25 protein-coding genes and 1 pseudogene are annotated in these 26988 nt (G+C 52.1%); 21 read left to right on the top strand and 5 right to left on the bottom strand.

The features are described 5' to 3' along the window. Positions 1–173: 173 nt before the first annotated feature. Positions 174–1127 carry a formate/nitrite transporter family protein gene (locus MNO13_RS06580; RefSeq protein ID WP_121815159.1) on the bottom strand — a complete coding sequence of 318 codons (954 nt, stop codon included), beginning with the start codon at positions 1125–1127 and terminating at the stop codon, positions 174–176. A 205-nt stretch (positions 1128–1332) separates the two neighbouring features. On the opposite strand from MNO13_RS06580, the gene ccmA reads away from it, so the two are divergent. The 9 genes from ccmA (at position 1333) to mlaA (ending at position 8491) form a co-directional block, all read left to right on the top strand. Next, the gene (gene ccmA / locus MNO13_RS06585; RefSeq protein ID WP_237931616.1) at positions 1333–1941 is read left to right on the top strand and encodes a cytochrome c biogenesis heme-transporting ATPase CcmA; all 609 of its coding nucleotides are present in this window, start codon (positions 1333–1335) and stop codon (positions 1939–1941) included. Then, complete coding sequence (gene ccmB, locus MNO13_RS06590) at positions 1938–2597, top strand: heme exporter protein CcmB (RefSeq protein WP_237931618.1); 660 nt, start codon at positions 1938–1940, stop codon at positions 2595–2597. Before ccmA ends, ccmB begins: the two co-directional genes overlap by 4 nt. Positions 2598–2714: 117 nt before the next feature. Beyond that, entirely contained in the window at positions 2715–3452 is a 738-nt protein-coding gene (locus MNO13_RS06595; protein WP_064544693.1) for a heme ABC transporter permease, read from the top strand. Further along, entirely contained in the window at positions 3449–3661 is a 213-nt protein-coding gene (ccmD, locus tag MNO13_RS06600) for a heme exporter protein CcmD (RefSeq protein WP_133521976.1), read from the top strand. Before MNO13_RS06595 ends, ccmD begins: the two co-directional genes overlap by 4 nt. Beyond that, positions 3658–4137: a cytochrome c maturation protein CcmE gene (gene ccmE / locus MNO13_RS06605; protein WP_064544697.1), complete on the top strand. Its 480-nt coding sequence runs from the start codon at positions 3658–3660 to the stop codon at positions 4135–4137. Before ccmD ends, ccmE begins: the two co-directional genes overlap by 4 nt. Continuing rightward, complete coding sequence (locus MNO13_RS06610) at positions 4134–6086, top strand: heme lyase CcmF/NrfE family subunit (RefSeq protein ID WP_064544699.1); 1953 nt, start codon at positions 4134–4136, stop codon at positions 6084–6086. Before ccmE ends, MNO13_RS06610 begins: the two co-directional genes overlap by 4 nt. After that, entirely contained in the window at positions 6083–6640 is a 558-nt protein-coding gene (gene dsbE / locus MNO13_RS06615; protein ID WP_064544701.1) for a thiol:disulfide interchange protein DsbE, read from the top strand. The genes MNO13_RS06610 and dsbE overlap by 4 nt, the downstream gene beginning before the upstream one ends. Further along, positions 6637–7719 carry a cytochrome c-type biogenesis protein CcmH gene (locus MNO13_RS06620; protein ID WP_064544703.1) on the top strand — a complete coding sequence of 361 codons (1083 nt, stop codon included), beginning with the start codon at positions 6637–6639 and terminating at the stop codon, positions 7717–7719. Before dsbE ends, MNO13_RS06620 begins: the two co-directional genes overlap by 4 nt. Before the next feature lie 13 nt (positions 7720–7732). Then, positions 7733–8491 (top strand): phospholipid-binding lipoprotein MlaA, encoded by a 759-nt coding sequence (gene mlaA / locus MNO13_RS06625; protein WP_064544704.1) that lies wholly within the window; start codon positions 7733–7735, stop codon positions 8489–8491. A gap of 28 nt (positions 8492–8519) precedes the next feature. Here the strand turns inward: mlaA and MNO13_RS06630 are convergent. Both MNO13_RS06630 and fadL read right to left on the bottom strand, forming a co-directional pair. Further along, positions 8520–9756: pseudogene (locus MNO13_RS06630) on the bottom strand (IS3 family transposase). Between the two features lie 107 nt (positions 9757–9863). Then, a complete protein-coding gene (gene fadL, locus MNO13_RS06635) occupies positions 9864–11186 on the bottom strand; it encodes a long-chain fatty acid transporter FadL (RefSeq protein ID WP_064544706.1) in 1323 nt (440 codons plus the stop codon). Positions 11187–11561: 375 nt separating this feature from the next. Here fadL and MNO13_RS06640 point away from each other — a divergent pair, with 375 nt between their 5' ends. From MNO13_RS06640 to sixA, 4 genes are all read left to right on the top strand, one after another. Beyond that, positions 11562–11846, top strand: coding sequence for a YfcZ/YiiS family protein (locus MNO13_RS06640; protein ID WP_064544709.1), 285 nt, complete (start codon positions 11562–11564; stop codon positions 11844–11846). Between the two features lie 281 nt (positions 11847–12127). Further along, positions 12128–13438, top strand: coding sequence for an acetyl-CoA C-acyltransferase FadI (gene fadI / locus MNO13_RS06645; protein WP_133521975.1), 1311 nt, complete (start codon positions 12128–12130; stop codon positions 13436–13438). After that, on the top strand, positions 13438–15561 hold the full coding sequence (gene fadJ / locus MNO13_RS06650; RefSeq protein WP_241939669.1) for a fatty acid oxidation complex subunit alpha FadJ: 2124 nt from the start codon (positions 13438–13440) through the stop codon (positions 15559–15561). Before fadI ends, fadJ begins: the two co-directional genes overlap by 1 nt. A 221-nt stretch (positions 15562–15782) precedes the next feature. Next, the gene (gene sixA / locus MNO13_RS06655) at positions 15783–16271 is read left to right on the top strand and encodes a phosphohistidine phosphatase SixA (protein ID WP_064544715.1); all 489 of its coding nucleotides are present in this window, start codon (positions 15783–15785) and stop codon (positions 16269–16271) included. A gap of 150 nt (positions 16272–16421) precedes the next feature. Here sixA and smrB read toward each other — a convergent pair whose 3' ends face one another. Beyond that, the gene (gene smrB, locus MNO13_RS06660; protein ID WP_121815757.1) at positions 16422–16973 is read right to left on the bottom strand and encodes an endonuclease SmrB; all 552 of its coding nucleotides are present in this window, start codon (positions 16971–16973) and stop codon (positions 16422–16424) included. A 170-nt stretch (positions 16974–17143) separates the two neighbouring features. Here smrB and prmB point away from each other — a divergent pair, with 170 nt between their 5' ends. The 6 genes from prmB to MNO13_RS06690 all read left to right on the top strand — a co-directional run bounded on the left by prmB (position 17144) and on the right by MNO13_RS06690 (position 21752). Then, a complete protein-coding gene (gene prmB, locus MNO13_RS06665) occupies positions 17144–18076 on the top strand; it encodes a 50S ribosomal protein L3 N(5)-glutamine methyltransferase (protein WP_064544717.1) in 933 nt (310 codons plus the stop codon). Between the two features lie 79 nt (positions 18077–18155). Further along, a complete protein-coding gene (gene aroC, locus MNO13_RS06670; RefSeq protein WP_064544718.1) occupies positions 18156–19241 on the top strand; it encodes a chorismate synthase in 1086 nt (361 codons plus the stop codon). Positions 19242–19245: 4 nt separating this feature from the next. Next, entirely contained in the window at positions 19246–20070 is an 825-nt protein-coding gene (mepA, locus tag MNO13_RS06675) for a penicillin-insensitive murein endopeptidase (protein ID WP_121815167.1), read from the top strand. 11 nt (positions 20071–20081) lie between these two features. Further along, positions 20082–20879, top strand: coding sequence for a sulfite exporter TauE/SafE family protein (locus tag MNO13_RS06680; protein WP_121815168.1), 798 nt, complete (start codon positions 20082–20084; stop codon positions 20877–20879). A gap of 16 nt (positions 20880–20895) precedes the next feature. Further along, entirely contained in the window at positions 20896–21450 is a 555-nt protein-coding gene (locus MNO13_RS06685; RefSeq protein ID WP_277881157.1) for an elongation factor P hydroxylase, read from the top strand. A 26-nt stretch (positions 21451–21476) separates the two neighbouring features. Further along, positions 21477–21752, top strand: coding sequence for a YfcL family protein (locus MNO13_RS06690; RefSeq protein WP_237932059.1), 276 nt, complete (start codon positions 21477–21479; stop codon positions 21750–21752). A 106-nt stretch (positions 21753–21858) separates the two neighbouring features. Here the strand turns inward: MNO13_RS06690 and mnmC are convergent, their stop codons facing one another. Beyond that, on the bottom strand, positions 21859–23859 hold the full coding sequence (mnmC, locus tag MNO13_RS06695; RefSeq protein ID WP_241939670.1) for a bifunctional tRNA (5-methylaminomethyl-2-thiouridine)(34)-methyltransferase MnmC2/FAD-dependent 5-carboxymethylaminomethyl-2-thiouridine(34) oxidoreductase MnmC1: 2001 nt from the start codon (positions 23857–23859) through the stop codon (positions 21859–21861). 157 nt (positions 23860–24016) lie between these two features. Between mnmC and fabB the strand changes: the two genes are divergently transcribed. After that, on the top strand, positions 24017–25234 hold the full coding sequence (gene fabB / locus MNO13_RS06700) for a beta-ketoacyl-ACP synthase I (RefSeq protein ID WP_064544726.1): 1218 nt from the start codon (positions 24017–24019) through the stop codon (positions 25232–25234). 231 nt (positions 25235–25465) lie between these two features. After that, positions 25466–26647, top strand: a complete 1182-nt coding sequence (locus tag MNO13_RS06705; protein ID WP_121815170.1) for an MFS transporter — start codon at positions 25466–25468, stop codon at positions 26645–26647. The last annotated feature ends 341 nt before the right edge of the window (positions 26648–26988 follow it).

Consider the following 26988-nt stretch of genomic DNA (forward strand, 5'->3'; position numbering starts at 1 on the left):
GTGTTGGCTGCATTCACAAATCCCAGTCACTTACTCAAGTAAGCTCCTGGGACTTTGTTCTCTTGCCGCCTACCCACAATTCAAATTATTTTGGGTATTGCGGGCAGTAGTATACCCGCTTTTAGAGCGGAGTTAAGGGGCAAACAGGCTGATTGCCTGAAACGTAACCAGTTTTATCTGCGTTGCGCCTGTTTTCCGCTTTTGCCGTCTTCCACTTCCTGTTTGCGTTTTGCTTCAGCTTTCGCCTCGGCTTTTTTCTTATTGCTCATATCGTTACGGATTTGTGCGTGGCTGATCAGCGCGAAGATAAATGTTCCGCCGCAAATGTTGCCTGCAAGCGTGGGTAATGCGAATGGCCAGAAGAAATCGCTCCAGTGGATGGTGCCGTTAAAGACCAGGTAGAGAATTTCTACAGAGCCGACCACGATGTGGGTTAAATCACCCAGTGCGACCAGCCAGGTCATGATGATGATCACCACTATTTTTGCCGCACCCGCCGCCGGGAACATCCACACCATGGTGGCGATAATCCAGCCGGAAATAATGGCGTTGGCAAACATTTCACCTGCGGTGTTGTGCATGACTTCCATGCCGATGGTGACAAAAGCATCCCGCGTTTCTTCGTCGAATATTGGCATATATTCAAACGCAAACGCGGCAAGCCCGGTGCCGATAATATTACCCAGTAGCACCACGCCCCATAAGCGCAGCAACAGCAGGAGGTTTGCCCCGTTGGGTTTGTGCATGACAGGCAGTACGGCGGTGACGGTGTTTTCGGTGAACAACTGTTGGCGCGCCATGATGACGATAATAAACCCAAAGGTGTAGCCGAGGTTTTCCAGTAAAAAGCTGCCGGGTACACCTTCGAGATTGACGTGAAATACCCCTTTCGCCAGCAGCGATGCACCCATCGATAAACCCGCCGCAATCGCCGACCACAGCAATGCCATCGCGTCCCGTTCTAACTCTTTTTCACCGTCCTGACGGATATGTTCGTGGATGGCCATCGCCCGCGAGGGTAGGCGTTCCTCATCGACTTCTATCTTTTCGCCGTGATCTTTCTCATCACTTTCGACCTCGATGGCATCGGTGGATTTATCGATTTTGTCTTCTTTTAATTCATCCATATTTCGGGGCACTCACGGAGTGTTTGTTTCTTTAAGCGTAGCGGTTTTTAGCTCTGTGCCTCCTGGTGTCAGCTAATTCGACTTAATTTTGATCCTGGGGGTAAGGATTACCTCTTTTGGAGTACCGCAACGGCGCGAGCCAATCTGGAGCAAAGCCTATGATGTGTTATGATTTTGCATCCCGAGACAAGGAGTGACTCCTCAAATGCTTGATGCGATTAACCTGACCTGCGTACGTGATGACCGCGTGTTATTTAGCGAGTTGTCGTTTAGCGTACGCCCAGGTGAAATGGTGCAAATCGCCGGGAAAAATGGTGCCGGGAAAACGTCGCTGTTGCGGATTTTGGCGGGGCTGGCACAAGCTGAGGATGGCGAAGTGAAGTGGCAAGGGGAAACGTTATCCCGCGCGCGCGAACACTATCATCAGGATTTGCTGTGGCTCGGGCATCAGCCCGGTATCAAAACGGTTCTCACCGCTTTTGAAAATCTCAGCTTTTATCACGCGCAAGGTGCGGAATCACTACGTTGGCAAGCACTTACTGAAGTGGGTTTACTGGGGTTTGAAGATGTCCCGGTTCACCAGCTTTCGGCCGGGCAACAACGGCGAGTGGCGTTGGCCCGTTTGTGGTTAAGCGCACACAAACTGTGGATTCTGGATGAGCCTTTCACCGCCATTGATGCCGCGGGTGTAGAAAAACTCACGCATCAGCTCCTGCGCCATACCGAAAATGGCGGCATGGTCATTCTTACTACGCATCAGCCGCTGGCGGTCGACAATCTGCGCCAGATTCATTTGCAGGAGAAACGGGCATGATGCGCCGGATTTTTCTGCATGAACTGCGAGTGGTGTTCCGCAAAGGGGCAGAAATCGCCAACCCGTTGTGGTTTTTTCTGATCGTTATCACGCTGTTTCCGCTGGGGATTGGCCCTGAGCCGCAATTACTGGCGCGCATTGCGCCGGGTGTGATTTGGGTTGCGGCGCTGTTGGCGTCGTTGCTGGCGATGGACAGGCTGTTTCGTGATGATTTTCAGGACGGTTCGCTTGAGCAACTGATGTTGCTACCCATCCCTTTACCGATGGTGGTGTTAGCGAAAGTGACCGCTCACTGGGTGGTGACCGGTTTGCCATTGCTGATCCTCTCGCCGCTTGCCGCTTTGTTGCTCGGGCAGGATTTTTACGCCTGGAAAGTGATGGCGTTGACGCTGTTGTTGGGGACGCCAACGTTGAGTTTTTTGGGCGCCCCAGGCGTGGGGCTGACGGTGGGGTTGCGGCGTAGCGGTGTGCTGCTGAGTTTGCTGGTGCTGCCGCTGACTATTCCGCTGTTAATTTTTGCGACCGCCGCTATGGACGCAGCCTCTATGCATCTGCCGGTTGACGGTTATATGGCTATTCTTGGTGCATTTTTGGCGGCCAGCGCGACATTAAGCCCGTTTGCTACGGCGGCGGCGCTGCGTGTGAGTGTGCAATAGATTTGTCGGATGACGCTGCGCTTATCCGACCTACGTGAAACATAACATATCAATATTTTGTAGGGTGGATAAGCGCAGCATCATCCACCATTGTTTTGATTTCGTGAGCAAATAATTATGTGGAAATGGTTACATCAGCTCGCTAAACCCGAGCGCCTTTACCAGCTTTGCGGGCTGTTTGTGCCGTGGTTTGCGATGTTCAGCGCGGTGCTGTTAGTGGCAGGTTGTGTCTGGGGTTTTGGATTTGCGCCTGCGGATTATCAACAAGGCCAGAGCTATCGCATTATGTATCTTCACGTACCTGCGGCGATCTGGTCGATGGGCATTTATGGCTCGATGGCGGTGGCGGCTTTTATTGGCCTTGTCTGGCAGATGAAAATGTCTGACCTTGCCGTGGCGGCGATGGCGCCAGTGGGCGCGGTGTTTACCTTTATCGCGCTGGTGACCGGTTCTGCATGGGGTAAACCGATGTGGGGAACCTGGTGGGTATGGGACGCGCGGCTGACATCCGAGCTGGTGTTGCTGTTTCTCTATATTGGCGTGATTGCGCTGTATAACGCCTTTGATGACCGCCGCCTGGCCGGGCGCGCGGCAGGGATTCTGGTACTGGTCGGCGTGGTGAACTTGCCGATTATTCACTACTCGGTGGAGTGGTGGAACACGTTGCATCAAGGTTCAACTAACATGCAGCAAAGTATCGACCCTTCAATGCGCACTCCGTTGCGCCTGACCATTTTCGGTTTTCTGATGCTGTTTGCCACGCTGACGCTGATGCGTTTGCGTAACCTTATTTTGCTTCAGGAGCAGCGCCGCCCGTGGGTGATGGAACTGGCGAATAAAGGGAGAAACTCATGACCAGGGCATTTTTGAATTGGGGTGATTTTTTTGCCATGGGCGGCTACGCGTTTTACGTCTGGCTAGCTGTCGCGCTGACCTTTATCCCGTTGCTGCTTTTGCTGGTACACACTCGTGTGCAGCGTCGTGCCATTTTAAATGCGGTCAGACGCCAACATGCGCGGGAAAGGCGCATACAGGCGGCACAACATGCAGAGGGAACTGAATGAATACTCGTCGCAAAAATCGACTCTATCTGGCGCTGTCTGTGCTGGTGGGGTTAGGGCTCACTATCACGCTGGTGTTGTATGCGCTGCGCAGCAATATCGACCTGTTTTATACGCCGAGCGAAATCCTGTATGGCAAAGGTGAAAGCCATCAGTTGCCTGAAGTGGGGCAACGTTTGCGCGTTGGCGGCATGGTGCAACCGGGCAGTGTGAAGCGTGATAAAGATACGCTAAAAGTCACCTTCAAACTTTACGATGCCAGCGGCGTAGTTGACGTCAGTTTCGATGGCATTTTGCCAGACTTGTTCCGCGAGGGGCAGGGTGTGGTCGCACAAGGCGAGTTTGAGGCTGGTAATAAGATTGCCGCCAAAGAAGTGCTGGCAAAGCATGACGAAAATTACACCCCGCCGGAAGTGAAAGAAGCGATGGATAAGAACCACCAACGCGCCCCGCAGGCCTATAAGGATAACGCCTCATGATGCCAGAAATTGGCAGTTTTTTGCTTTGTCTGGCACTTGGCTGGTCATTGTTACTCAGTGTTTATCCGTTGTGGGGCGTAAAGCGTAATGACTCGCGCCTGATGGCCTCTTCGCGTCCGTTGGCCTGGGCGCTGTTTATCACGCTGTGCGCCAGTTTCCTGGTGCTGGTGAATGCCTTTGTGGTGAACGATTTTACCGTGCTGTATGTGGCGAATAACTCCAACAGCGAGTTGCCGGTATGGTATCGCGTTGCCGCCACCTGGGGCGCACATGAAGGTTCGCTGCTGCTGTGGGTTTTGCTGCTGAGCGGATGGACGTTTGCGGTGGCGTTGTTTAGCCGCAGCATGCCGCAAGATGCTGTCGCACGGGTGTTGGCAGTGATGGGGATGATTAATTTCGGCTTCCTGCTGTTTATCATTTTCACTTCTAACCCATTTACCCGCACGCTACCGGATTTCCCTATCGAAGGGCGCGACCTGAATCCTCTGCTGCAAGACATCGGGCTGATTTTCCACCCGCCTTTACTGTATATGGGGTATGTCGGTTTCTCGGTGGCATTTGCATTTTCGATTGCCGCACTGATGGCCGGGAAACTCGATTCGGCCTGGGCGCGCTGGACACGCCCGTGGACTTTAGCGGCGTGGTCATTTTTAACCATCGGCATTGTGTTAGGTTCGGCCTGGGCTTATTACGAGCTGGGCTGGGGCGGCTGGTGGTTCTGGGACCCGGTTGAGAACGCATCGTTTATGCCGTGGCTGGCGGGAACGGCGCTGATCCACTCCCTTTCAGTGACGGAAAAACGTGGCAGTTTCAAAGCCTGGACGGTGTTGCTGGCGATTACCGCGTTCTCTCTGTGTTTACTCGGCACTTTCCTGGTGCGTTCGGGCGTGTTGGTTTCGGTACATTCGTTTGCATCCGATCCGGCACGCGGCATGTTTATCCTCGCTTTCCTGGTGATTGTGATTGGCGGCTCGCTGCTGCTGTATGCGGTGAAAGGCAGCAAAGTCCGTTCACGCGTCGGAAATAGTCTGTGGTCGCGGGAATCCTTTTTACTCGGCAATAACGTGCTGTTGATCGCCGCCATGCTGGTGGTGTTGCTGGGCACGCTGCTGCCTTTGGTGCACAAGCAACTGGGGCTGGGCAGTATTTCTATCGGTGAACCGTTCTTCAACACCATGTTTACCGCGCTGATGGCGCCGTTTGCATTGTTGCTCGGCATTGGCCCACTAGTGCGCTGGCGTCGTGATGAACCACAAAAGCTGGTGCGCAGGTTGGTGGTTGCCGTGGTGGTGACCGTGGCGCTGGCGTTAACTTTGCCGTGGCTAATGCAAGACCGCATCGAAGCGATGACTGTGGTCGGTTTGCTGATGGCGGTATGGGTGTTTGTGCTGGCGTTAACCGAAGTCTACGAGCGTGCTACGTATCGCCATGGTTTGCTGAAAGGCTTATGGAAATTGCCACGCAGCCACTGGGGCATGGTGTTTGGCCATCTGGGGCTGGCGGTGACGGTGGTGGGTATCGCGTTTAGCCAGAATTACAGCATCGAGCGCGATGTGCGCATGAAAGTCGGCGACAGCATCGACATCCACCAGTATCACTTTGTGTTCCGCGATGTTCACGAACTGAACGGCCCAAATTACCGTGGCGGCGTGGGGATTATCGACGTCACACGCAATGGCAAACCTGAAGCCACGCTGCACGCTGAAAAGCGTTTCTACAACAGCAACCGCGCCATGATGACCGAAGCGGCGATTGATGGCGGCGTGACGCGTGACCTGTACGCCGCGCTCGGTGAAGAGCTGGATGACGGCAGTTGGGCGGTTCGCCTCTATTACAAACCTTTCGTGCGCTGGATTTGGATGGGCGGAATTTTGATGACGCTCGGCGGGCTGTTCTGCTTATTCGACCCGCGTTATCGCCAACGCAAAAACATGCCGGAGGCCGCATGAATCGCAAAGTCTTATTTATCCCGCTGGTACTGTTTTTACTGCTGGCTGCGATGCTGCTGTGGCAACTGGCGCGTAATGCGCAGGGCGATGACCCAACCAATCTGGAATCGGCGTTGATTGGCAAGCCAGTGCCGGTGTTTCGTCTCGAATCGCTTGAAAATCCTGGCAAGATTTACGACCAGTCTGTGCTGACTGATGGCAAACCGTTGTTGCTTAACGTCTGGGCGACCTGGTGCCCAACTTGCCGCGCCGAACATCAATACCTTAACGGCCTGAAAGCGCAGGGCGTGCGGGTGGTCGGCATGAACTATAAAGACGATCGCCGCAAAGCCATTACCTGGCTGAATGAATTAGGTAATCCTTACGCGCTGAGCCTGTTTGATGGCAACGGGATGCTGGGGTTAGATCTGGGCGTTTATGGCGCGCCGGAAACCTTCCTGATCGACGGCAAAGGGATCATCCGTTATCGCCATGCCGGTGATCTTAACGATCGCGTCTGGCAACAGGAGCTGAAACCGCTGTGGGAAAAATACAATAAGGAGGCTGGCGCATGAAACGCGGTTGGCTAATTCTCATCGCATTCCTGTTCTCCTTTAATGTTCTGGCGGCGATCGATACTTTCCAGTTTAAAGACGAAGCGCAAGAACAGCAGTTCCGCCAGCTCACAGAGCAACTGCGCTGCCCGAAATGCCAGAACAATAGCATTGCCGATTCTAACGCCATGATCGCTTCAGACATGCGTTTGAAAGTTTATGAACTGCAACAGCAGGGGAAAACCAAGCAGCAGATCATCGACTATATGGTGGAACGTTACGGTAATTTCGTGACTTACGAACCGCCAATGACGCCCGCAACGCTGATTTTATGGGTACTTCCGGTGTTGTTTGTGCTGGGCGGTGCGGGTGTGATTGTGAGGCGCAGCCGCAAGCGGCGGGTGCATTTTAGTGACGAGCCTGAAAAAGCAGCGCTGCCTACCGTCAGTAAAAAAGCCCATTTTTGGTTTTTTGCACCGGGAGCGGTGATTTTGCTGGTCGTGAGTTCGGGCGTTTATCTGAAAACGTCGGATATAAAGCAGGTTCGAGCCTGGCAAAAAGTCTCAAATCAGACACCTCAACTATTGCAACGTGCTTTAGACCCGCAAGCCAGGCCGCTGAATATGCCGGAAATGGCCAATCTCGGTCTTGGATTACGCACGCAATTACAGCATGAACCTAACAATATTGAGGGCTGGATGATGCTCGGACGTATTGGTATGGTTCTTAATAATGCATCAACCGCTACACAAGCCTTTGCTCATGCGTATAAACTGTCGCCCACTAACGATAATGTAAAGCTGGGCTATGCTGAAGTATTGACCCGTAGCGGCGACCCGCAGGATAACCAACTGGGTGGTGATCTGTTGCGAGAGTTGCTCAAATCGGATCATACAAATGTTCGCGTTCTAAGCTTGTTGGCGTTTAACGCTTTTGAGCAGCAACATTACTCTGAGGCAATAGGTGCATGGCAAATCATGTTGCGAGTTCTGCCAGCAAATGACTCGCGTCGCGCTGTGGTGCAAAGAAGTATTGAGCAGGCGACCGCAGCGCTTGCTGGCGGGGGCGGCACCAAACCTGAGAGCGTAGAACAGCAATAACAGGGAGAGAATTATGAATTTCCGCCTCACTGGGCTGGCATTGGCTGTGACTGTTTTGGTCGGCTGTGCCAGCTCGGGCGATACACAACCGCAAGGGCGTTCGGACCCGCTAGAAGGGTTCAACCGCACGATGTACGACTTCAACTTTAATGTGTTGGACCCGTATGTGGTGCGCCCGGTGGCTGTGGTATGGCGTGATTATATGCCGCAACCGGCACGTAATGGGATAAGTAACTTCACCAGTAACCTCGAAGAACCTGCCTCTATGGTGAACAACTTTATCCAGGGCGACCCGTATCAGGGGATGGTGCATTTCACTCGTTTCTTCCTGAACAGCTTGTTGGGGATGGGTGGTTTAATCGATGTTGCGGGGATGGCGAATCCGAAGTTACAACGTCTTGAGCCGAACCGTTTCGGTACTACGCTTGGGCATTATGGCGTGGGTTATGGCCCATATGTGCATTTACCGGCATACGGTAGCTTCACGCTCCGTGAAGATGGCGGTGAGTTGGTCGATGATTTGTATGCGCCACTGTCCTGGCTGACCTGGTGGATGTCACTGGGTAAATGGACGCTTGAAGGTATCGAAACTCGTGCGCAATTGTTGGATTCCGAAGGCTTGCTGAAGCAATCTTCAGACCCCTATATTTTGGTGCGTGAAGCCTACTTCCAGCGCCATGATTTCCAGGCCAACGGCGGGAAACTCACGCCACAAGAGAATCCGAACGCATCAGCTATTCAGGATGATCTAAAAGATATCGACTCTCAGTAACCTTCTGGAATGAGAGTGACTAGTCCTGCTATAGGTTGACACTTTTCGGCCTTACAACGCCCGATGAACTTCATCGGGCGTTTTGTATTTTAGCGACAGATGTGGCCGCCGCGTGTTGTAGATTTCCACCGACTCCCTGACCATCTTTCTTGCCTGTCCGATATCTTCTGGCTTCCCGAGCAGATATTCCATTTTTAATATCCCGTTTACCCGTTCCGCCAGCGCATTCTGATAACAGTCATACCCGTCTGTCATCGAGCAGATGACCCCATGGCGTTGGTGTAGTGCCTGATATTCTGTTGAACAGTACTGCACACCCCGATCTGAGTGATGCACCAGTGGATGTGCTGTACGCCTGCTGACCAGCGCCATTCTGAACGCCTTAGCCACATGATGGGTATGCAGACTTTCATGCACATGATATCCCACGATTTTTCTCGACCAGACGTCTGTTATCAGACTGAGGTACGCCGTTCCCTTACGCAGGGGAATGTACGTGATATCCGCGACCCACACCTGCTCCGGGCGGCTGGCAACAACCTGATTTTCTCCCGCCTTCAATAAGTTAGGATGACGATAAAAGCGATGATGGCTTTGAGTCGTTTTGTGATACGCCCGTTTCGGTATTACCAGTAATCGTGCGCCACGCAGTATCTGGAACAAACGATCCCGACCGACATGGAGTGCCGGCTCTGGTTGCTGTCGCAATAAATAATGCAGTTTACGTGTCCCCAGCCGGGGCTGGTGTAGCCGGATGGTCGTCACCTGTTCAACGATATGCTGCGCCTGTCTTTCTCTTCCGCGCTCACGTTGCAGGGATTGATACCATGCCTGTCGGCTGATCCCCATGAACCGGCAAGCACGCATTACTGTGAGTCCCGGCGTTTGTGCTTGCGTGATAAGGTGGCCAACTGCTTTTTTGTCAGTGTGGCTCCGAACTCGGTATTCATTACCTTCACGACAGCTTCAAAAAACTGGGCTTTTATTTCTGATTCAGCCAGTTGCTGCTCGAGTTCTTTGATCCGTTGTTCGGGAGTAAGAGGTATTTTGGGCATAGTAGCTCCGCACTTTCTTGCGAGAGAGGGGGAGTGCCAGTCGAGTTGACCGTATCTGCGCAACCACGTCATGACGGTGTGGCTACCCTGAATACCGTAGCGGTCTTGCGCCTGACGGTAAGTCATTTCCCCTTTTTCGACCTGTTCGACAACGGCCAGTTTAAAGGATAGAGGGTAATCGCGTTGTGTGCGTTTAACATATTGGTTCATCACATTTTCCTCTGCCTGCGAGTTAAATGTGTCAACGCTATTTAGGACGGGTCAGAGACATAAAAAAGGCGAAACTGAGGTTTCGCCTTTTTTTTCACCGTTAACTATTAGAATGCGTAGTTAAAGTTCATGCCGTACAGCCAGGCTTTACCTGCAGACTGGAAGGTGTATGGACCTTCTTTGATCTCAACGTTCTGGCCGTGCATGTAGGAAACACCGACATCGACAGACGCATCTTCGTTAAATGCGTAGGTGGTACCCGCACTGATCCAGAAGCGGTCCTGATCCGGGATAGAGATTGAACGATGGTCTGCCGGAACTGGGCTATCGTCAAATGCAATACCGGTACGGAAGGTCCAGTTCTTATCCATAAAGTAGGTGGTACCTAAAGCAATACGGTACGCATCTTTAAAGCTTTCATCTTTATAGAACAAAGTCTGGCCGTTGGTGCCAGTGGCTTTCAGCTCCTGGAACTGGCTCCAGCTGGTGTAAGCGATGCTGTAGTGAATCGCCCACTGTGGATCAACTTTGTTATAACCGGACAGTTCCCACATTTCTGGCAGGTTCAGCGTCAGAGAACCTGGAACGGTTTGCCCGTTGGTACCAGCAGGCAAGCCAAATCTGGACAGCAGTGGGTTATACGCAGAAGGCAGGTTGCTCTTATAGTCGCCGTCGAAATCGATTTTGATTTCTGAGCGATACGTTAAGCCGTAACGGTTGTTCTTATCGATTTCATAAAGAATACCGGCGTTCCAGCCATAACCCCACTCGTCACCTTTCAGGTGCGCGATTTGAGTATCGCCAGGAATACGGGAAACCGGGCCTGCCAGTGACGGAGGCAATGCGCCAGAACCGGCAACGATTTGGCCTAAATCACCTGCGTAGCGCTCGATTTTAGCTTTAGCGTAAACCGCATCAAAGCCAAGACCGAAGCTCCAGTTGCTGTTCAGGCGGTATGCGCCGCTCAGATTCAGGTTCATCGTGGTCAGATCGGTCTTACCACCCATCGAACCTGCGGTGTAATCGTCGGCAAATTCTGTCGCCAAACCGTAGTTAGAGGTAACAGAAGCACCCCAACCAAACTGTTCGTTAATCGGTGCAACGAAGTGGATGTTTGGCACCCAGGCGGTCGGTGCGATGTTATTCGCATCGGTGCTGCGGCCTGTTGGTGAGGTTCCGGAAATATTGACGTCGGGATCAATAAAGACGGCACCGCCAGAGAAAGAAGGGCGGTCAAACATCATAATTGTTGCAGGGTTACGGCTGGCAGAGCCCGCATTATCTGCAACTGCACCTTCCCCCGAATAAGCTCGGCCCAGGCCAGAGGAAGAGAACTCGTTTAATTGAAAGCCGGCCGAGTACGCCTGCGAAGAGACTATTGCCACTGCAACCGCGAGGGCTGACTTTGTAAACAGGTTTTTCTGGCTCATGACCAAAACCTCATCGTAGATTTATTTTTATACAAACAATGTTACATACCGTAACAGGAGCGCGAATAGTAGGGGCTGATCTGTTACAGAGAAATCAGACCAGTGGCGAGAGTATAGGTCTGACCAGATGGAATGTTGCAAGTTTGTATCTAAGAATTTTCAAATTTGATCGTAGAAACGAGATCTGCCTGGCAAAATCGGGTTCTTCGTCACTACGCAAAATAGGTGAATCTTGTTTTAGATCATTTTTAAGTGTGATTTGGGTCACTTGCGGATTTTGACAAGATTAACGACTGGAGTCGCTTCAACAGGGAGCGTAAAATAAGCAGGAATTGTTTAATCCTATTCAATGCGAAATACAGAGGAAATCATAAAATGAGTAAGAACACTGCTGATGAAACCCCGGTTTGCTGCTGTATTGATGTTGGTTCCATCATCGATAACACCGATTGCACAGCAACATACAGCCGCGTGTTTGCAACCCGTGCTGAAGCTGAAGAAACTCTGGCTGCGCTGACCGAAAAAGCACGTGCCGCAGAATCTGAACCTTGCCAGATTGTTCCGCGTTATACCGAAGAAGCTGATGGCGTACGTCTGGATATCGACTTCACTTTCAGCTGCCAGGCTGAAACTATGATCTTCCAGCTCGGCCTGCGTTAAATGTAAAAATGTCGGATGGCGCAAGCTTATCCGACCTACAAGTGCCAATCGTGGGTGGATAAGCGAAAGCGTCATCCACCTTCTTTCACTTTAATATCCTTCTTTAAAGCGTGTCCCCCCTCCCAATTCTTTAGTCCACCGGTTGGCTGATTGTAACTTTTTGGTTAAAACTGTGATCAGGTCAGACCACTATTGGTCATTTACAATTTTATTCCTGGAAATATGCAGTTACAGCAATACGGCTGTTGTTTCATAGACAAAGGGAAAAACAGGGGAGCGTTATGAGTCAGGCACTTCCGCTGGTCACCCGTCAGGGCGACCGCATTGCCATCGTCAGTGGGTTACGCACACCGTTTGCTCGCCAGGCTACGGCATTTCACGGTATACCTGCCGTCGATCTCGGCAACATGGTGGTCAGCGAATTGTTGGCCCGCAGCGAAATTCCCCCAGAAATCATTGAACAATTGGTTTTCGGCCAGGTTGTCCAGATGCCGGAAGCGCCAAACATTGCCCGTGAGATTGTCCTGGGGACAGGAATGAGCGTGCATACCGATGCCTACAGCGTCAGCCGTGCTTGTGCGACCAGCTTCCAGGCGGTGGCGAACGTCGCCGAAAGTCTGATGGCAGGCACCATTCGCGCGGGGATTGCCGGTGGTGCTGATTCATCATCCGTTTTGCCCATTGGCGTCAGTAAAAAACTGGGGCGCGTACTGGTGGATGCCAATAAAGCGCGCACGCTGGGGCAGAAGCTGAAACTGTTTTCACGTTTGCGCCCGCGCGATTTATTACCTGTTCCACCAGCCGTTGCGGAATACTCAACCGGTTTACGGATGGGCGACACCGCCGAGCAAATGGCGAAAACTCATGGAATTACTCGTGAACAACAAGATGCGCTGGCGCATCGCTCCCACACCAAAGCAGCGATTGCATGGCAAGAAGGCAAACTGAGCGAAGAGGTCATGACTGCCTTTATCCCGCCTTATCGCCAGCCTTTCAGCGAAGATAATAACGTTCGCCAAAATTCGTCGATTGCCGATTATGCGAAACTGCGTCCGGCGTTTGACCGCAAACACGGTACGGTGACTGCGGCAAACAGCACTCCGTTAACCGACGGGGCGGCAGCGGTTATTCTGATGACCGAATCACGCGCCAAAGAATTGGGTTTGAAGCCGCTGGGCTATTTGCGCAGTTACGCTTTCACTGCGGTTGATGTCTGGCAGGACATGCTGCTCGGCCCCGCATGGGCAACACCGCTGGCGCTTGAAAGAGCAGGCATCACATTGAATGATCTGACCTTATTCGATATGCACGAAGCCTTTGCTGCACAGACGCTGGCTAACCTGAAAATGCTCGCCAGCGAGCGTTTTGCTCGCGATGTATTAGGCCGCGCTCATGCGACCGGCGAAGTGGACGACTCTAAATTTAACGTTTTAGGCGGCTCGATTGCTTACGGACACCCGTTTGCTGCAACGGGGGCGCGCATGATCACGCAAACGCTGCATGAACTGCGGCGCCGTGGCGGTGGATTTGGTTTGGTTACCGCCTGCGCGGCAGGTGGCCTGGGTGCTGCAATGGTTCTGGAGGTCGAATAATGGAACAGACTTCTGCTTTCAACTTGCATGTCCGCCTCGACAATATCGCCGTTGTGACAATTGATGTGCCGGGCGAAAAGATGAATACCCTGAAAGCCTCTTTCGGGCCTGACGTGCACAACATTATTAAACAGGTTCGCGATAACACGGCCCTGCAAGGCTTGATATTTATCTCAGGAAAGCCTGATAACTTTATTGCCGGTGCTGACATCAACATGATTGCCAGTTGCCAGACTGCGCTTGAAGCCCAAACGCTGGCGCAGCAGGGCCAGCAAATCATGGCGGAAATTGCAGCGCTTCCGATTCCGGTGGTTGCGGCTATTCATGGCGCGTGTCTCGGCGGCGGGCTGGAACTGGCGCTGGCCTGTCATTCGCGTATCTGCACCGATGATGAAAAAACTAAACTCGGCTTACCTGAAGTGCAGTTGGGTCTGTTGCCGGGTTCTGGTGGCACACAGCGTTTGCCGCGTTTGATTGGCGTCAGCCATGCGCTGGACATGATCCTGACCGGGAAACAATTGCGCCCGCGTCAGGCGCTGAAACTGGGGCTGGTCGATGAAGTGGTGCCGCAGTCGATTTTGCTGAAGGCGGCAGTTGAACTGGTGGCAAAAGGCCGCCAGCCATCGCGCATTTTGCCGGTTAGAGAACGTATTCTTGCAGGCCCGCTTGGCCGTTCACTGTTGTTTAGCATGGTGGAGAAAAAAACCGAGCAAAAAACGCGCGGTAATTATCCTGCCACGTTGCGCATTATCGAAGTGATAAAAATCGGGCTTGGGCAGGGCAGTTTTAGTGGTTATGAGTCGGAGGCGAAAGCCTTTGGCGAACTGGCGATGACGCCACAATCAGCGGCATTACGCGGGTTGTTTTTTGCCAGCACAGAGCTTAAAAAAGAGCACGGTGCTGATGCACCTCCACGGCCGATAAATGCGGTTGGCGTGTTGGGCGGTGGCTTGATGGGCGGCGGGATTGCCTTTGTCACTGCCACCAAAGGCAAATTACCGGTGCGCATCAAAGACATTAATAACGACGGCATTAACCATGCGCTGAAATACAGTTGGGATTTGCTGGATAAAAAAGTGCGTCGTCGCCATCTGAAAGCGGCGGAGCGCCAGCGTGAAATGGCGCGGATCTCCGGCGGTACTGATTATCATGGTTTCCATAACCGTGACATCGTTGTGGAAGCCGTTTATGAAGATCTGGCGCTTAAGCAAAAGATGGTTGCGGAAATCGAACAAAACTCCGCACCGCATACTATTTTTGCTTCTAATACTTCCTCGCTGCCGATCGCCGATATTGCGGCAAACGCCGCACACCCTGAACTTGTCATCGGTCTGCATTACTTTAGTCCGGTAGATAAAATGCCATTGGTTGAAGTTATCCCACACGCTGGAACCAGTGCGGAAACCATTTCCACAACCGTTGCATTGGCTAAAAAACAGGGCAAAACACCGATTGTGGTGGGCGATAGCGCAGGCTTCTACGTCAACCGTATTTTGGCGCCTTACGTTAATGAAGCGATGCGTTGCCTGGTGGAAGGGGAGCCTGTCGATAAAATTGATAATGCGCTGGTGGCGTTTGGTTTTCCGGTCGGCCCAATCCAACTTTTGGATGAGGTGGGAATCGATGTAGGGACTAAAATTAGTCCTATACTTCAGCATGCTTATGGCGATCGTTTTGCCGCACCACAAAGTATTGCAGCAATATTGAATGACGATCGCAAAGGTAGAAAAAATGGGCGTGGTTTCTATCTTTATCCAGGGAAAGGGAGTAGAAGCAAAAAGCAGGTTGATGCTGCAATTTATACCCTGCTGGGCGTTTCGCCAAAAGGCGCGCTGGCTGAAAAAGAGATCGCACAACGCTGCGTGATGATGATGCTCAATGAGGCGGCTCGCTGTCTCGATGAGGGCGTGGTTCGCAGTGCTCGCGATGGTGACATCGGCGGCGTATTTGGTATTGGTTTCCCACCGTTCCTCGGTGGCCCGTTCCGTTATATGGATACACTGGGAGCGGGTGAAGTCGTCGCGCAGTTGCAACGCCTGGCTAGTCAGTACGGGGAGCGTTTTGCTCCTTGCGACCGACTTTTACAAATGGTGGAAGAACAACGAAATTTCTGGGGAAAGTGAACCTCAGAAATGAAACTGTAGTCAAAGAAACATAAACATATGGCTCGGTGAATGGATGCTGGTCGGTCATTTAATAAACAGTGATTGACTATACTTGCACCATTGAGGTAAAAAACAGCGTTTCATTCGATGTACGGATAAGGCACAATGCCCGGCTGCTGAATTCTCCTCTCAAGTTTCAGGGGAATTCAAGCATTCCTGGTTAACAAAAGCGGTGCAATATGCAAGTTTTTATCATGCGTCACGGCGACGCAGCACTCGATGCCGCCAGCGACTCGGTACGTCCACTCACCCAGTGTGGTTGTGATGAATCCCGAGTCATGGCGACTTGGTTGAAAGGTCAAGTAGCGGATATCGAACGTGTTCTGGTGAGCCCTTACCTGCGAGCCGAACAAACCCTGGATGTAGTGCGGGAAGCACTGAGTCTTCCAGGTAAAGAAGACATTCTGCCGGAATTGACACCGTGCGGCGATGTGGGCCTGGTGGGTGATTACCTGCAAGCTCTGGCAAATGAAGGGGTTGAATCAGCGTTGGTGATTTCCCATTTGCCGTTGGTCGGCTACCTGGTGTCTGAGCTCTGTCCACAAGAGACACCTCCGATGTTCAGCACTTCGGCTATTGCTAATGTCACACTTGATCCCGAAACCGGGAAAGGGGTGTTCAACTGGCAGATGAGTCCGTGCAATCTCAAGGTCGCTAAAGCTATCTGAAAGCCGTAAGCATGAAAAAAAGAGCCGCGAAATGCGGCTCTTCTTATTTGTGCGATCATACGATAAGTTTGGTGGATGACGCTGCGCTTATCCACCCTACAAAATCAAAATCGTAGGTCGGATAAGCGCAGCGTCATCCGACATAAAATCTTAAGGCAATTCCGGCGGCATCCACTCTTCGATTTCAATCAACACCAGCAATGCGGCATCACCGCCATACTCTTTCGGCGCCTGGTGAAATGCCATAATGTGCGGGTGTTGCGCCAGCCACAGCGGTGTTTGCTGTTTCAATACATGTTTTCCATGCCCGTGCATCACACAGGCACAAAATACGTGTTCACGACGACAAGCGGCGATTAACGCACCTAATTCTTGTTTGGCTTGTAACTGCGTCAGGCCATGTAAGTCGAGGAATAACTCTGGCGAATAATCACCACGACGAATTTTTTTCAGCTCAAAGTGGCTGACATCTTCGCGCACATAGCGCGTAGGGCCTTCTGTCGCCAGGCGTGGCTGGAATTCATCAGAAAAATAATGACTGGCATCGGCTTGTTCCTGTAATAGCCGTTTCACCGGGACTTGCTGTATTTTCTTGCGCATTGGACGATGAACAATCGTGTCCTGAGTCAGTTTTTTGGTACCGCTCATCAAACCACGGAAAAGGTTCTGATCATCAACGCTGAGCGGAGTTTTCTTTTTCATCTGGCTCATCTCGCATTCGTTATTGCCGCTAGTTTACCTGGTTTGCCGTCCATCACTAAATAAAACGCAATTTTCCCGACGGTGAGCGTAATTGATATGCTGATTTGTCGCGGTCTTCATGGCAAACTAATCGATTATTGAATTAGCGCGAACGGCCTGCGGAGGGCAACGTGGATAAAATTTTCGTCGATGAGGCAGTGAATGAGCTGCACACCATTCAGGATATGCTGCGCTGGGCAGTAAGTCGTTTTAGCGCCGCCAACGTCTGGTATGGTCACGGTACCGATAACCCGTGGGACGAAGCCGTTCAGCTAGTGCTGCCAAGCCTCTATCTGCCGCTGGATATTCCAGAAGATATGCGTACAGCACGCCTGACTCCTAGCGAGCGTCATCGTATTGTTGAGCGCGTGATTCGCCGCGTAAACGAGCGCATTCCGGTCGCTTATCTGACTAACAAAGCCTGGTTCTGCGGCCATGAGTTTTATGTTGATGAGCGTGTGCTGGTGCCACGTTCCCCGATTGGCGAGCTTATCACCAACCGTTTCGCCGGTCTTTTCGACCAGGAACCACACCATATTCTGGATATGTGCACCGGCAGTGGCTGTATCGCCATCGCTTGTGCTTATGAATTCCAGAATGCGGAAGTGGATGCGGTCGATATTTCTTTGGATGCGCTGGCAGTTGCCGAGCAAAACATCGCTGAACACGGTCTGGAAAACCAGGTAACACCGATTCGTTCCGACCTGTTCCGCGACCTGCCGAAAGTTCAGTACGACATTATCGTCACTAACCCGCCGTATGTGGATGCGGAAGATATGTCTGACCTACCAGGCGAATTCCGCTTCGAGCCGGAATTAGGTTTAGCTGCGGGGACGGACGGCCTGAAACTGGCGCGTCGTATTCTGGCGTGTGCCCCGGACTACCTCGCTGATGGCGGCATCCTGATCTGTGAAGTCGGGAACAGCATGGTACATCTGATGGATCAGTATCCGGATGTGCCGTTCACCTGGCTTGAGTTCGACAACGGCGGTGACGGCGTGTTTATGCTGACTAAATCGCAGTTGATTGACGCGCGTGAACATTTCAGCATTTACAAAGATTAATCTGTGCAGGCGGGCCTTTTGGCCCGTCTTCTTTTGCTGACAACACAACGAAAATGACAACGGTAAGGAGCCGTGACAAATGGCAGGAAATTCTATCGGACAAGTATTTCGCGTAACGACATTTGGTGAATCCCACGGTGTGGCGTTGGGTTGTATCGTTGATGGTGTGCCGCCCGGCATTCCGCTTACCGAAGCTGATTTACAACACGACCTCGATCGCCGCCGCCCAGGGACGTCCCGCTATACCACGCAACGTCGTGAACCTGACCAGGTCAAAATTCTTTCTGGTGTATTTGAAGGCATGACCACCGGTACCAGCATCGGTCTGTTGATTGAAAACACCGATCAGCGTTCGCAAGATTACAGCGCAATCAAAGACGTGTTCCGTCCGGGCCACGCTGATTACACCTACGAACAAAAATACGGCCTGCGCGATTACCGCGGCGGTGGTCGTTCTTCCGCCCGCGAAACCGCGATGCGTGTAGCCGCTGGTGCAATTGCTAAAAAATATCTGGCGCACAAATACGGCATTACCATTCGTGGCTGCCTGACGCAAATGGGCGACGTGCCGCTGGAAATCAAAGACTGGGATCAAGTTGAGCAGAACCCGTTCTTCTGCCCGGATCCGGATAAAATTGAAACGCTTGATGAACTGATGCGCGCGCTGAAAAAAGAAGGCGACTCCATTGGTGCGAAAGTCACCGTGGTGGCGGACAACGTGCCACCAGGCCTTGGCGAACCGGTATTTGATCGTTTAGATGCCGATATTGCCCATGCGCTGATGAGCATCAACGCGGTGAAAGGTGTCGAAATCGGTGATGGCTTTGGCGTAGTCAATCTGCGCGGTAGCCAGAACCGTGACGAAATCACTAAACAAGGTTTCCAGAGCAACCACGCTGGCGGCATTTTGGGTGGTATCAGCAGTGGCCAGCAAATTATCGCCAATATGGCGCTGAAGCCGACCTCAAGCATTATGGTGCCGGGCCGTACGATTAACCGCGAAGGCGAAGAAGTTGAGATGGTCACCCGTGGCCGCCACGATCCTTGCGTCGGTATTCGTGCTGTTCCTATCGCCGAAGCCATGTTAGCGATTGTTTTGATGGATCATATGCTGCGTCAACGTGCTCAAAACGGCGACGTGACGTTCCCTCTTCCGCGTTGGTAATGCGATGAAAAAAATGCTCGTCGGGCTGCTGGCGTTACTTGCCAGCACCGCTACTTTTGCAGCCACTCCGTGGCAGAAAATTAGTCATCCGATTGCGGGTAGTGCGCAATCTATTGGTGCTTTTTCTAACGGCTGTATCGTTGGTGCCCACGAGTTGCCGCTAAACGATCCGCGCTATCAGGTGATGCGTCAGGATCAACGTCGCTATTTCGGTCACCCCGATTTAGTGATGTTTATTCAGCGTCTGAGTAATCAGTCCACACAGCTTGGTCTTGGTACGGTGTTGATTGGTGATATGGGCATGGCGGCAGGTGGGCGTTTTAGCTCAGGCCACGCCAGCCACCAAAGCGGGCTGGATGTAGACATCTTTTTGCAGTTACCTAAAACACGCTGGACGTCTGCACAGTTACTTAAACCGCAGGCGCTGGATTTAGTCGGCAGCGATAATCAGCATGTGGTACCGCGTTTGTGGCAACCTGAAATTAGCAGCCTGATCAAACTTGCGGCGAAAGATAACGACGTCACGCGGATCTTCGTCAATCCGGCGATTAAGCAACAATTGTGTCTGGATGCCGGAGCCGATCGTGACTGGCTACGCAAAGTTCGCCCGTGGTTTGCTCATCGTGCGCATATGCACGTGCGTCTGCGTTGCCCGGCTGATAGCCTTGAATGCGAAGATCAACCCTTACCGCCGCCAGGCGACGGTTGCGGGGCTGAATTGCAAAGCTGGTTTGCACCACCGCCTCCTGGGAGTAGTGCACCGAAAAAGAAAACTCCACCCCCAATTCCGGCCTCATGTCAGGCCTTACTGGATGAGCACGTTCTCTAACGGATAAAATCATGGAATGGTTTATGGTTTCCCCCCTGATGCTGGCGGTGCTGTTTTTTGTCGCCATGGGTGCAGGGTTTATCGATGCTCTGGCGGGTGGGGGCGGTTTGATTACTATACCCGCATTGTTAGCGACAGGAATGTCACCGGCTCAAGCTCTGGCGACCAACAAGTTGCAGGCCTGCGGCGGTTCAGTTTCATCCTCGATCTATTTTATTCGCCGCAAAGTGGTCAGCCTGCAAGATCAGAAACTCAATATTCTGATGACGTTGATCGGCTCAATGACCGGTGCGTTACTGGTTCAGCATGTAAAATCAGACGTGCTGCGCCAAATTCTGCCAATACTGGTCATTAGCATCGGTCTGTACTTCTTATTGATGCCAAAACTGGGTGCCGAAGACCGGCAGCGTCGCTTATACGGCCTGCCATTTGCGCTGGTCGCTGGCGGGTGTGTCGGGTTCTACGACGGTTTCTTTGGCCCTGGTGCGGGTTCTTTTTACGCGCTGGCATTTGTCACGTTATGTGGCTTTAACCTCGCCAAAGCTACCGCTCACGCCAAAGTGTTAAACGCCGCGTCTAACCTCGGTGGCTTACTGCTGTTTATCATTGGCGGGAAAGTGATTTGGGGAACCGGTTTTGTGATGATGGCCGGGCAATTTATAGGGGCGCGAATGGGATCGCGTCTGGTATTGAGTAAAGGCCAAAAACTGATCCGCCCGATGATAGTGATTGTCTCGGCGGTGATGAGTGCCAAACTCTTATTTGATAGCCACGGAACGGAGATCCTCCATTGGTTGGGGATAGCTTGAGATGACAACAGCAATGATGACAATAAAAACAGAACACCATTATCAGGAACTTATCGATATTTTCGATAGCTGCTTTAAAGACGATTTTAATACACGTCTGATTAAAGGCGACGACGAACCGATCTATCTTCCAGCAGATGCGGAAATTCCTTATCACCGTGTAGTGTTTGCCCACGGTTATTACGCCAGCGGGATGCACGAGATTTCCCACTGGCTTATCGCTGGCAAAGCGCGCCGTGAACTGGTGGATTTTGGTTACTGGTATTGCCCTGATGGGCGTGATGCCGAGACACAAAGTAAATTCGAGGATGTGGAAGTTAAACCCCAGGCGCAGGAATGGTTACTGTGCGTGGCAGCCAACTTCCCGTTCAATGTCAGTTGCGACAACCTGAGCGGCGATGTCGACCCGGACAGAATCGCCTTCCAGCGTCGGGTGCATGCGCAGGTGATGATTTACCTGCAAGAGGGCATACCGGCTCGCACGGCAAAACTGATTGAAGCACTGCGGGACTATTACAAAACCCCGCCGCTGGCCGCAGAACAATTCCCGTGGCCGGAAGATTTAAATTAATTACCTGCAAAAAAAGAGGAAGTACGATGATCGCGGAATTTGAGACACGCATACTGGCGCTAATTGATGAAATGGTTGAGACAGCCAGTGATGACGAGCTGTTTGCCAGCGGTTATCTGCGTGGCCACCTGACACTTGCGGTAGCGGAACTGGAACACGGTGAAGACCATAGCCCAGAAGCGCTCCACACTGCGGTATCCGGCAGCCTGGAAAAAGCTATTCAGGCAGGTGAACTTTCACCGCGTGACCAGTCTTTAGTGCTGGGTATGTGGGACAATTTGTACCAGCAGGCGAAGTTTTAAGATATTCCCCCTCACCCTAACCCTCTCCCCAGGGAGAGGGAACTGTTCGGTATGCTTTTCTCCCTCTCCTGGGGGAGAGGGCCGGGGTGAGGGCGCTAACCTTCCATTATTTAACTTCTTTGCCCTTCAGCAATTTTCTCACCCAAAATCGATTCGGATTTAACGCTGCCAGTGTTTCACCATCCATCGGAACGGGTTCATCACTCATTTGTGCTGCCAGAATCTCTGCCGCCAGTGGCGCACTGCAAAGCCCTCTCGAACCGAGGGATGCCAGCATAAACAGATTTGGGTACACCGGTGCGGTTTCGGCATTTTCATGGCTTTCAACCAGCGTTGCGTAAGCTTCAAGTGTGGCGTTGTAGTCAGGAACAGATCCAATCATCGGCATATGATCGCGTGACGCGCAGCGGACTCCACAACGAGCTTCTCCGGCACTGACATCGACTTCCTGAGGCCATTGCACATCCGGCAGGCAGTTAAGCAAACGCTGGCGATTATGCTGCTGATCTTCATCGTTATAGCGCATCTCCTCATCGCCCCGATGATAGCTCGCCCCGATGCAATGCTGCTGATTGCTCGGGTTTTGCGGCGTCAGATAACCGTCGTAACACAACACCTGGCGTAACTCTGAAAGTGATGGCGTGGTGGGAATATGGCTCACCTGTCCACCGACGGCGGAAATCGGTAACTTCTCGGTTTGCGGGAATTTATTGATTTTATAGCCGTTGGCTAACACCACTGCGGCATGCTGCTGAACGGTGTTGTCAGCGAAGGTTAATTGCCACGCATCAGATGCCTTGCTTAAGGATTCAACACGATGCTGATAATGCGTTTTTAATCCCATCTTTTCAGCGCACGCCAATGCTCCGGCTGTCAGTTGTGCCGGGCATAGCCAGCCACCGAGCGGGTAAGTGACTCCGCCATGGCCTGTTTCAACGCCACACAGTTCTGCCACCGTTTCGGCACTCACCGCTCTGGCAAGTAATTCTGGAAATTCGAGGCTCAGCAGTTGCTCGATTTTATGCTGGCTCTTTTCGTCCCAGCCCAGTTGCGTGACGCCACACCAGTCATAATCAAACTCTACTGGCAATGAGTCATATAAACGGCGGGCAAAGGTAAATGCAGCGCTGAAAAAGCGGGTGAGTGTGGCGCTGTGGGTATTGAGCAACGGGTAAAGCGCGCCCTGGCGGTTGCCGGAAGCGCCAAGGGCCGGAGCACTATCTTCGCAGTACAGCGTGACCTGCCAGCCACGACGCAGCAAAGCGAGTGACAGCAGGGCGCTGGCAATACCGCCGCCAATAATCGCGACTTCGTTGCCTCGGGCTGCGGGGCGAGCATACCAGGGCGCGCGGGGTGGCGATTCGAGGGCGTTTTCCATCACTCCCGTCAGCATTTCCCGCTTGCGGCCAAAGCCTTTGCTTTTGGTCATCGTGAAACCGGCATCAATCAAACCACGACGCACAAATCCTGCGGAGGTGAATGTCGCCAGCGTGCCACCTGGGCGAGCCAGTTTTGCCATTGCGTTAAATAGTTGCGGCGTCCACATGTCTGGATTTTTTGCCGGGGCAAAACCATCAAGGAACCAGGCGTCGACCTGATTATTTAACGTGTCATCTAACTGCGGTATTAGCTCGTTAATATCCCCAAACCAGAGGTCCAGAGTGACGCGTCCGCCAGCCAGTAAAAGGCGATGACAACCGGCGACAGGCAGCGGCCATTGCTGCTGCAATTGCTGAGCAAAAGACGCCAGTTCGGGCCAGTGCGCATGAGCAGCGTGTAAATCTTTCGCTGTCAGCGGGAATTTTTCAAAACTAATAAAGTGCAGGCGCTGTAGGGTAGAATTCGGCTGTTTTTGGCAGAATTGTTCAAAAGCTTCCCATAAAGTCAGGAAGTTAAGTCCAGTGCCAAATCCGCTTTCACCGACGATAAACAGTGAGCGGTCGTGGGTCGCAAAACGTTCTGACAAACGATTTCCACCAAGAAAGACATAACGAGTTTCCTCCAGTCCATTATCATTAGAGAAGTAAACATCGTCGAACTCTCGGGATACAGGTGTACCCTCTTCGTTAAAGCCCAGATTGGCCGATTGTATTGGGGAGTGTTTCACGTAAGTTACTCGTCTGGCAGGCAGTGAAAGGATAGTAACGATGTGTGCGAAGCGGCGCAAATTTCAGGCCGTTTTGTCTGATCGGACTTGTTCGGCGTACAAGTGTACGCTATTGTGCCTGTCGAAATCCTAAATAGTGCAGTGGAAGAGGTATTGAATGAAACGTGCAGTGATTACTGGTCTGGGCATTGTTTCCAGCATCGGTAACAACCAGCAGGAAGTCCTGGCATCTCTGCGTGAAGGTCGCTCGGGGATCACTTTCTCTCAAGAGTTCAAAGATTCTGGAATGCGCAGCCACGTGTGGGGTAACGTTAAACTGGACACCACCGGCCTGATTGACCGTAAAGTTGTCCGTTTCATGAACGATGCCTCTGTCTATGCTTATCTTTCAATGCAGCAAGCTATTGAAGATGCTGGTTTGAAAGAAGAAGTTTATCAAAGCAACCCGCGTGTTGGCCTGATTGCAGGTTCCGGTGGTTCTTCCAAATCTCAGGTGTTCGGTGCAGACGCAATGCGTAGCCCGCGCGGCCTGAAAGCGGTTGGTCCTTATGTTGTGACCAAAGCGATGGGTTCTGCGGTTTCCGCATGTCTCGCGACTCCGTTCAAAATTCACGGCGTGAACTACTCAATCAGCTCCGCATGTGCGACTTCTGCGCACTGTATCGGTAATGCTGTTGAGCAAATTCAGCTTGGCAAGCAGGACATCGTTTTTGCTGGCGGCGGCGAAGAGCTGTGCTGGGAAATGGCCTGTGAGTTTGATGCAATGGGCGCACTGTCGACCAAATACAACGAAACGCCGGACAAAGCGTCCCGTACCTATGATGCGAGCCGTGACGGTTTCATCATCGCAGGCGGCGGCGGTATGGTTGTAGTTGAAGAACTGGAGCACGCTCTGGCTCGTGGCGCACACATCTACGCTGAAATCGTTGGCTACGGCGCGACTTCTGATGGCGCAGACATGGTTGCTCCATCTGGCGAAGGCGCAGTGCGCTGCATGAAGATGGCAATGCATGGTGTGGATACCCCGATTGACTACCTGAACACCCACGGGACTTCTACGCCGGTTGGCGATGTGAAAGAACTGGGCGCAATCAAAGAAGTCTTCGGTGACAACTCACCAGCTATGTCCGCGACCAAAGCGATGACTGGCCACTCTCTGGGTGCCGCTGGCGTTCAGGAAGCTATCTACTCTCTGCTGATGCTGGAACACGGTTTTATCGCGCCAAGCATTAACATTGAAGAGCTGGATGAGCAGGCTGCTGGTCTGAACATCGTGACTGAAACTACCGAGCGTCAACTGAATACTGTTATGTCTAACAGCTTCGGTTTCGGTGGGACTAACGCCACGCTGGTGATGCGCAAAGTTAACGCGTAATTCATCGCAAACAGCGATTATTTCTAACGGGGTGCCTTTGGCGCCCCGTTTTTTTTGCCATTTACAATTATTGACAGCATCAATCACTGAAGGCACTATCTCGCCATAACATTATCAATTTGATAATGCGTAAGCGTTCAACGTCAACCAACGCACCCTTAATCTGAACGTTCAGAGGGAAAGGGCGTGGTGGTTTCCTCGCCTTACTCTGCAATAAATGGAGTAAGCAGCATGTCTGCATTGATTGATTCTCAGCTAAAAAATACCAAATCAGGAAATAAGTCTTTATTTAATATCACCTTTGCGGTGTTTCTTACCTATATGACAGTTGGCTTACCGCTGCCTGTTATCCCGCTTTTTGTGCACCACCAACTCGGCTATGGCAACACCATGGTGGGGATTGCCGTGGGGATTCAATTCCTGGCAACGGTTTTAACACGTGGTTACGCAGGGCGCCTGGCGGATCAGCAAGGTGCAAAGCGCTCGACCTTACAAGGCATGTGTGCCTGCGCCTTTGCGGGAGTTGCTTATCTGTTGGCAGCATTGTTGCCGGTTGATGCAATGGCTAAATTCGGGTTACTGATTGTCGGTCGTTTGATTCTCGGTTTTGGCGAAAGCCAACTGCTGACTGGCAATCTTACCTGGGGAATGGGTTTAGTGGGCCCGGCGCGTTCCGGCAAAGTAATGTCCTGGAATGGGATGGCGATTTATGGCGCATTAGCTGCTGGCGCACCGCTGGGTTTGTTGTTAAATAGCCATTGGGGATTTGTCGCGTTGGGTGTGTCGACCATTGCACTGCCATTGGTCGCCTGGGCGTTCAATGGGCGCGTTCGTGCAGTACCGGCGCATAATGGTGAGCGTCCTGCGCTGTTTGCCGTGATTGGGCTTATCTGGAAACCCGGAGTCGGTCTGGCATTGCAGGGTGTTGGTTTTGCTGTTATCGGTACTTTTGTTTCGCTCTACTTTGCTGCTAAAGGCTGGGCCTGGGCGGGTTTCACGCTCACCGCATTTGGTGGCGCTTTTGTCCTGATGCGTGTGTTTTTTGGCTGGATGCCAGACCGTTTTGGTGGTGTGCGTGTGGCTCTGATTTCGCTGGCGATAGAAACTGTCGGGTTGGTTTTGTTATGGCAAGCGCCGGAAGCGAGCGTTGCGCTAATGGGCGCGGCGCTCACCGGTTGCGGCTGTTCACTGATCTTCCCGGCGCTGGGTGTTGAAGTCGTGAAACGCGTTCCGGCGCAAGTGCGCGGCACAGCACTCGGCGGTTATGCGGCATTTCAGGATATCTCTTACGGTATCGCTGGCCCGCTAACCGGGCTGTTAGCCACATCGATGGGCTATCCATCGGTGTTCCTTGCTGGAGCGATTTCTGCGGCCATGGGGATTGTCGTGACATTAATCGCTTTCCGTAAATAATGTCTGCCACCCGTTATGGGTGGCAAATTGCTACAACACAATCCACAGCAGTGCCATGACCACAACCAGCGCAACCAGCGCCATGCCTGGTCGCGCACTCACTATCTTCATCGGCCCATAAAGGGTGCCCCGTTTTTTTGCCATCCTTACACGATCTCCTATGGAGGTAGTGATCGTTGTAAGTCAATATTCCAAAAGTTAGATCTTGTAGATTTGTTTTTATTTCTCTTATTCCCCACCAATTTGCTTTGAGTCAGAACGATTAATTCACAGTGTAAATCCCTTTAGGGTAACCATACGCAAAATTAATTAAATAGTTGATATATAAATAATATATTTAT

The sequence above is a fragment of the Buttiauxella ferragutiae genome, assembly GCF_022637515.1.
Taxonomy (GTDB): domain Bacteria; phylum Pseudomonadota; class Gammaproteobacteria; order Enterobacterales; family Enterobacteriaceae; genus Buttiauxella; species Buttiauxella ferragutiae.

Excerpts from the sequence above, each read along its gene's own strand:
- smrB (WP_121815757.1), bottom strand. The coding sequence starts at position 16,973 with ATGAAAAAGAAAACTCCGCTCAGCGTTGATGATCAGAACCTTTTCCGT.
- ccmB (WP_237931618.1), top strand. The coding sequence starts at position 1,938 with ATGATGCGCCGGATTTTTCTGCATGAACTGCGAGTGGTGTTCCGCAAA.
- fadL (WP_064544706.1), bottom strand. The coding sequence starts at position 11,186 with ATGAGCCAGAAAAACCTGTTTACAAAGTCAGCCCTCGCGGTTGCAGTG.
- MNO13_RS06580 (WP_121815159.1), bottom strand. The coding sequence starts at position 1,127 with ATGGATGAATTAAAAGAAGACAAAATCGATAAATCCACCGATGCCATC.
- MNO13_RS06690 (WP_237932059.1), top strand. The coding sequence starts at position 21,477 with ATGATCGCGGAATTTGAGACACGCATACTGGCGCTAATTGATGAAATG.
- dsbE (WP_064544701.1), top strand. The coding sequence starts at position 6,083 with ATGAATCGCAAAGTCTTATTTATCCCGCTGGTACTGTTTTTACTGCTG.
- sixA (WP_064544715.1), top strand. The coding sequence starts at position 15,783 with ATGCAAGTTTTTATCATGCGTCACGGCGACGCAGCACTCGATGCCGCC.
- aroC (WP_064544718.1), top strand. The coding sequence starts at position 18,156 with ATGGCAGGAAATTCTATCGGACAAGTATTTCGCGTAACGACATTTGGT.
- fadJ (WP_241939669.1), top strand. The coding sequence starts at position 13,438 with ATGGAACAGACTTCTGCTTTCAACTTGCATGTCCGCCTCGACAATATC.
- ccmA (WP_237931616.1), top strand. The coding sequence starts at position 1,333 with ATGCTTGATGCGATTAACCTGACCTGCGTACGTGATGACCGCGTGTTA.
- MNO13_RS06705 (WP_121815170.1), top strand. The coding sequence starts at position 25,466 with ATGTCTGCATTGATTGATTCTCAGCTAAAAAATACCAAATCAGGAAAT.
- MNO13_RS06685 (WP_277881157.1), top strand. The coding sequence starts at position 20,896 with ATGACAATAAAAACAGAACACCATTATCAGGAACTTATCGATATTTTC.
- fadI (WP_133521975.1), top strand. The coding sequence starts at position 12,128 with ATGAGTCAGGCACTTCCGCTGGTCACCCGTCAGGGCGACCGCATTGCC.
- MNO13_RS06680 (WP_121815168.1), top strand. The coding sequence starts at position 20,082 with ATGGAATGGTTTATGGTTTCCCCCCTGATGCTGGCGGTGCTGTTTTTT.
- MNO13_RS06595 (WP_064544693.1), top strand. The coding sequence starts at position 2,715 with ATGTGGAAATGGTTACATCAGCTCGCTAAACCCGAGCGCCTTTACCAG.
- ccmD (WP_133521976.1), top strand. The coding sequence starts at position 3,449 with ATGACCAGGGCATTTTTGAATTGGGGTGATTTTTTTGCCATGGGCGGC.
- mlaA (WP_064544704.1), top strand. The coding sequence starts at position 7,733 with ATGAATTTCCGCCTCACTGGGCTGGCATTGGCTGTGACTGTTTTGGTC.
- mepA (WP_121815167.1), top strand. The coding sequence starts at position 19,246 with ATGAAAAAAATGCTCGTCGGGCTGCTGGCGTTACTTGCCAGCACCGCT.
- ccmE (WP_064544697.1), top strand. The coding sequence starts at position 3,658 with ATGAATACTCGTCGCAAAAATCGACTCTATCTGGCGCTGTCTGTGCTG.
- MNO13_RS06640 (WP_064544709.1), top strand. The coding sequence starts at position 11,562 with ATGAGTAAGAACACTGCTGATGAAACCCCGGTTTGCTGCTGTATTGAT.
- MNO13_RS06620 (WP_064544703.1), top strand. The coding sequence starts at position 6,637 with ATGAAACGCGGTTGGCTAATTCTCATCGCATTCCTGTTCTCCTTTAAT.
- MNO13_RS06610 (WP_064544699.1), top strand. The coding sequence starts at position 4,134 with ATGATGCCAGAAATTGGCAGTTTTTTGCTTTGTCTGGCACTTGGCTGG.
- fabB (WP_064544726.1), top strand. The coding sequence starts at position 24,017 with ATGAAACGTGCAGTGATTACTGGTCTGGGCATTGTTTCCAGCATCGGT.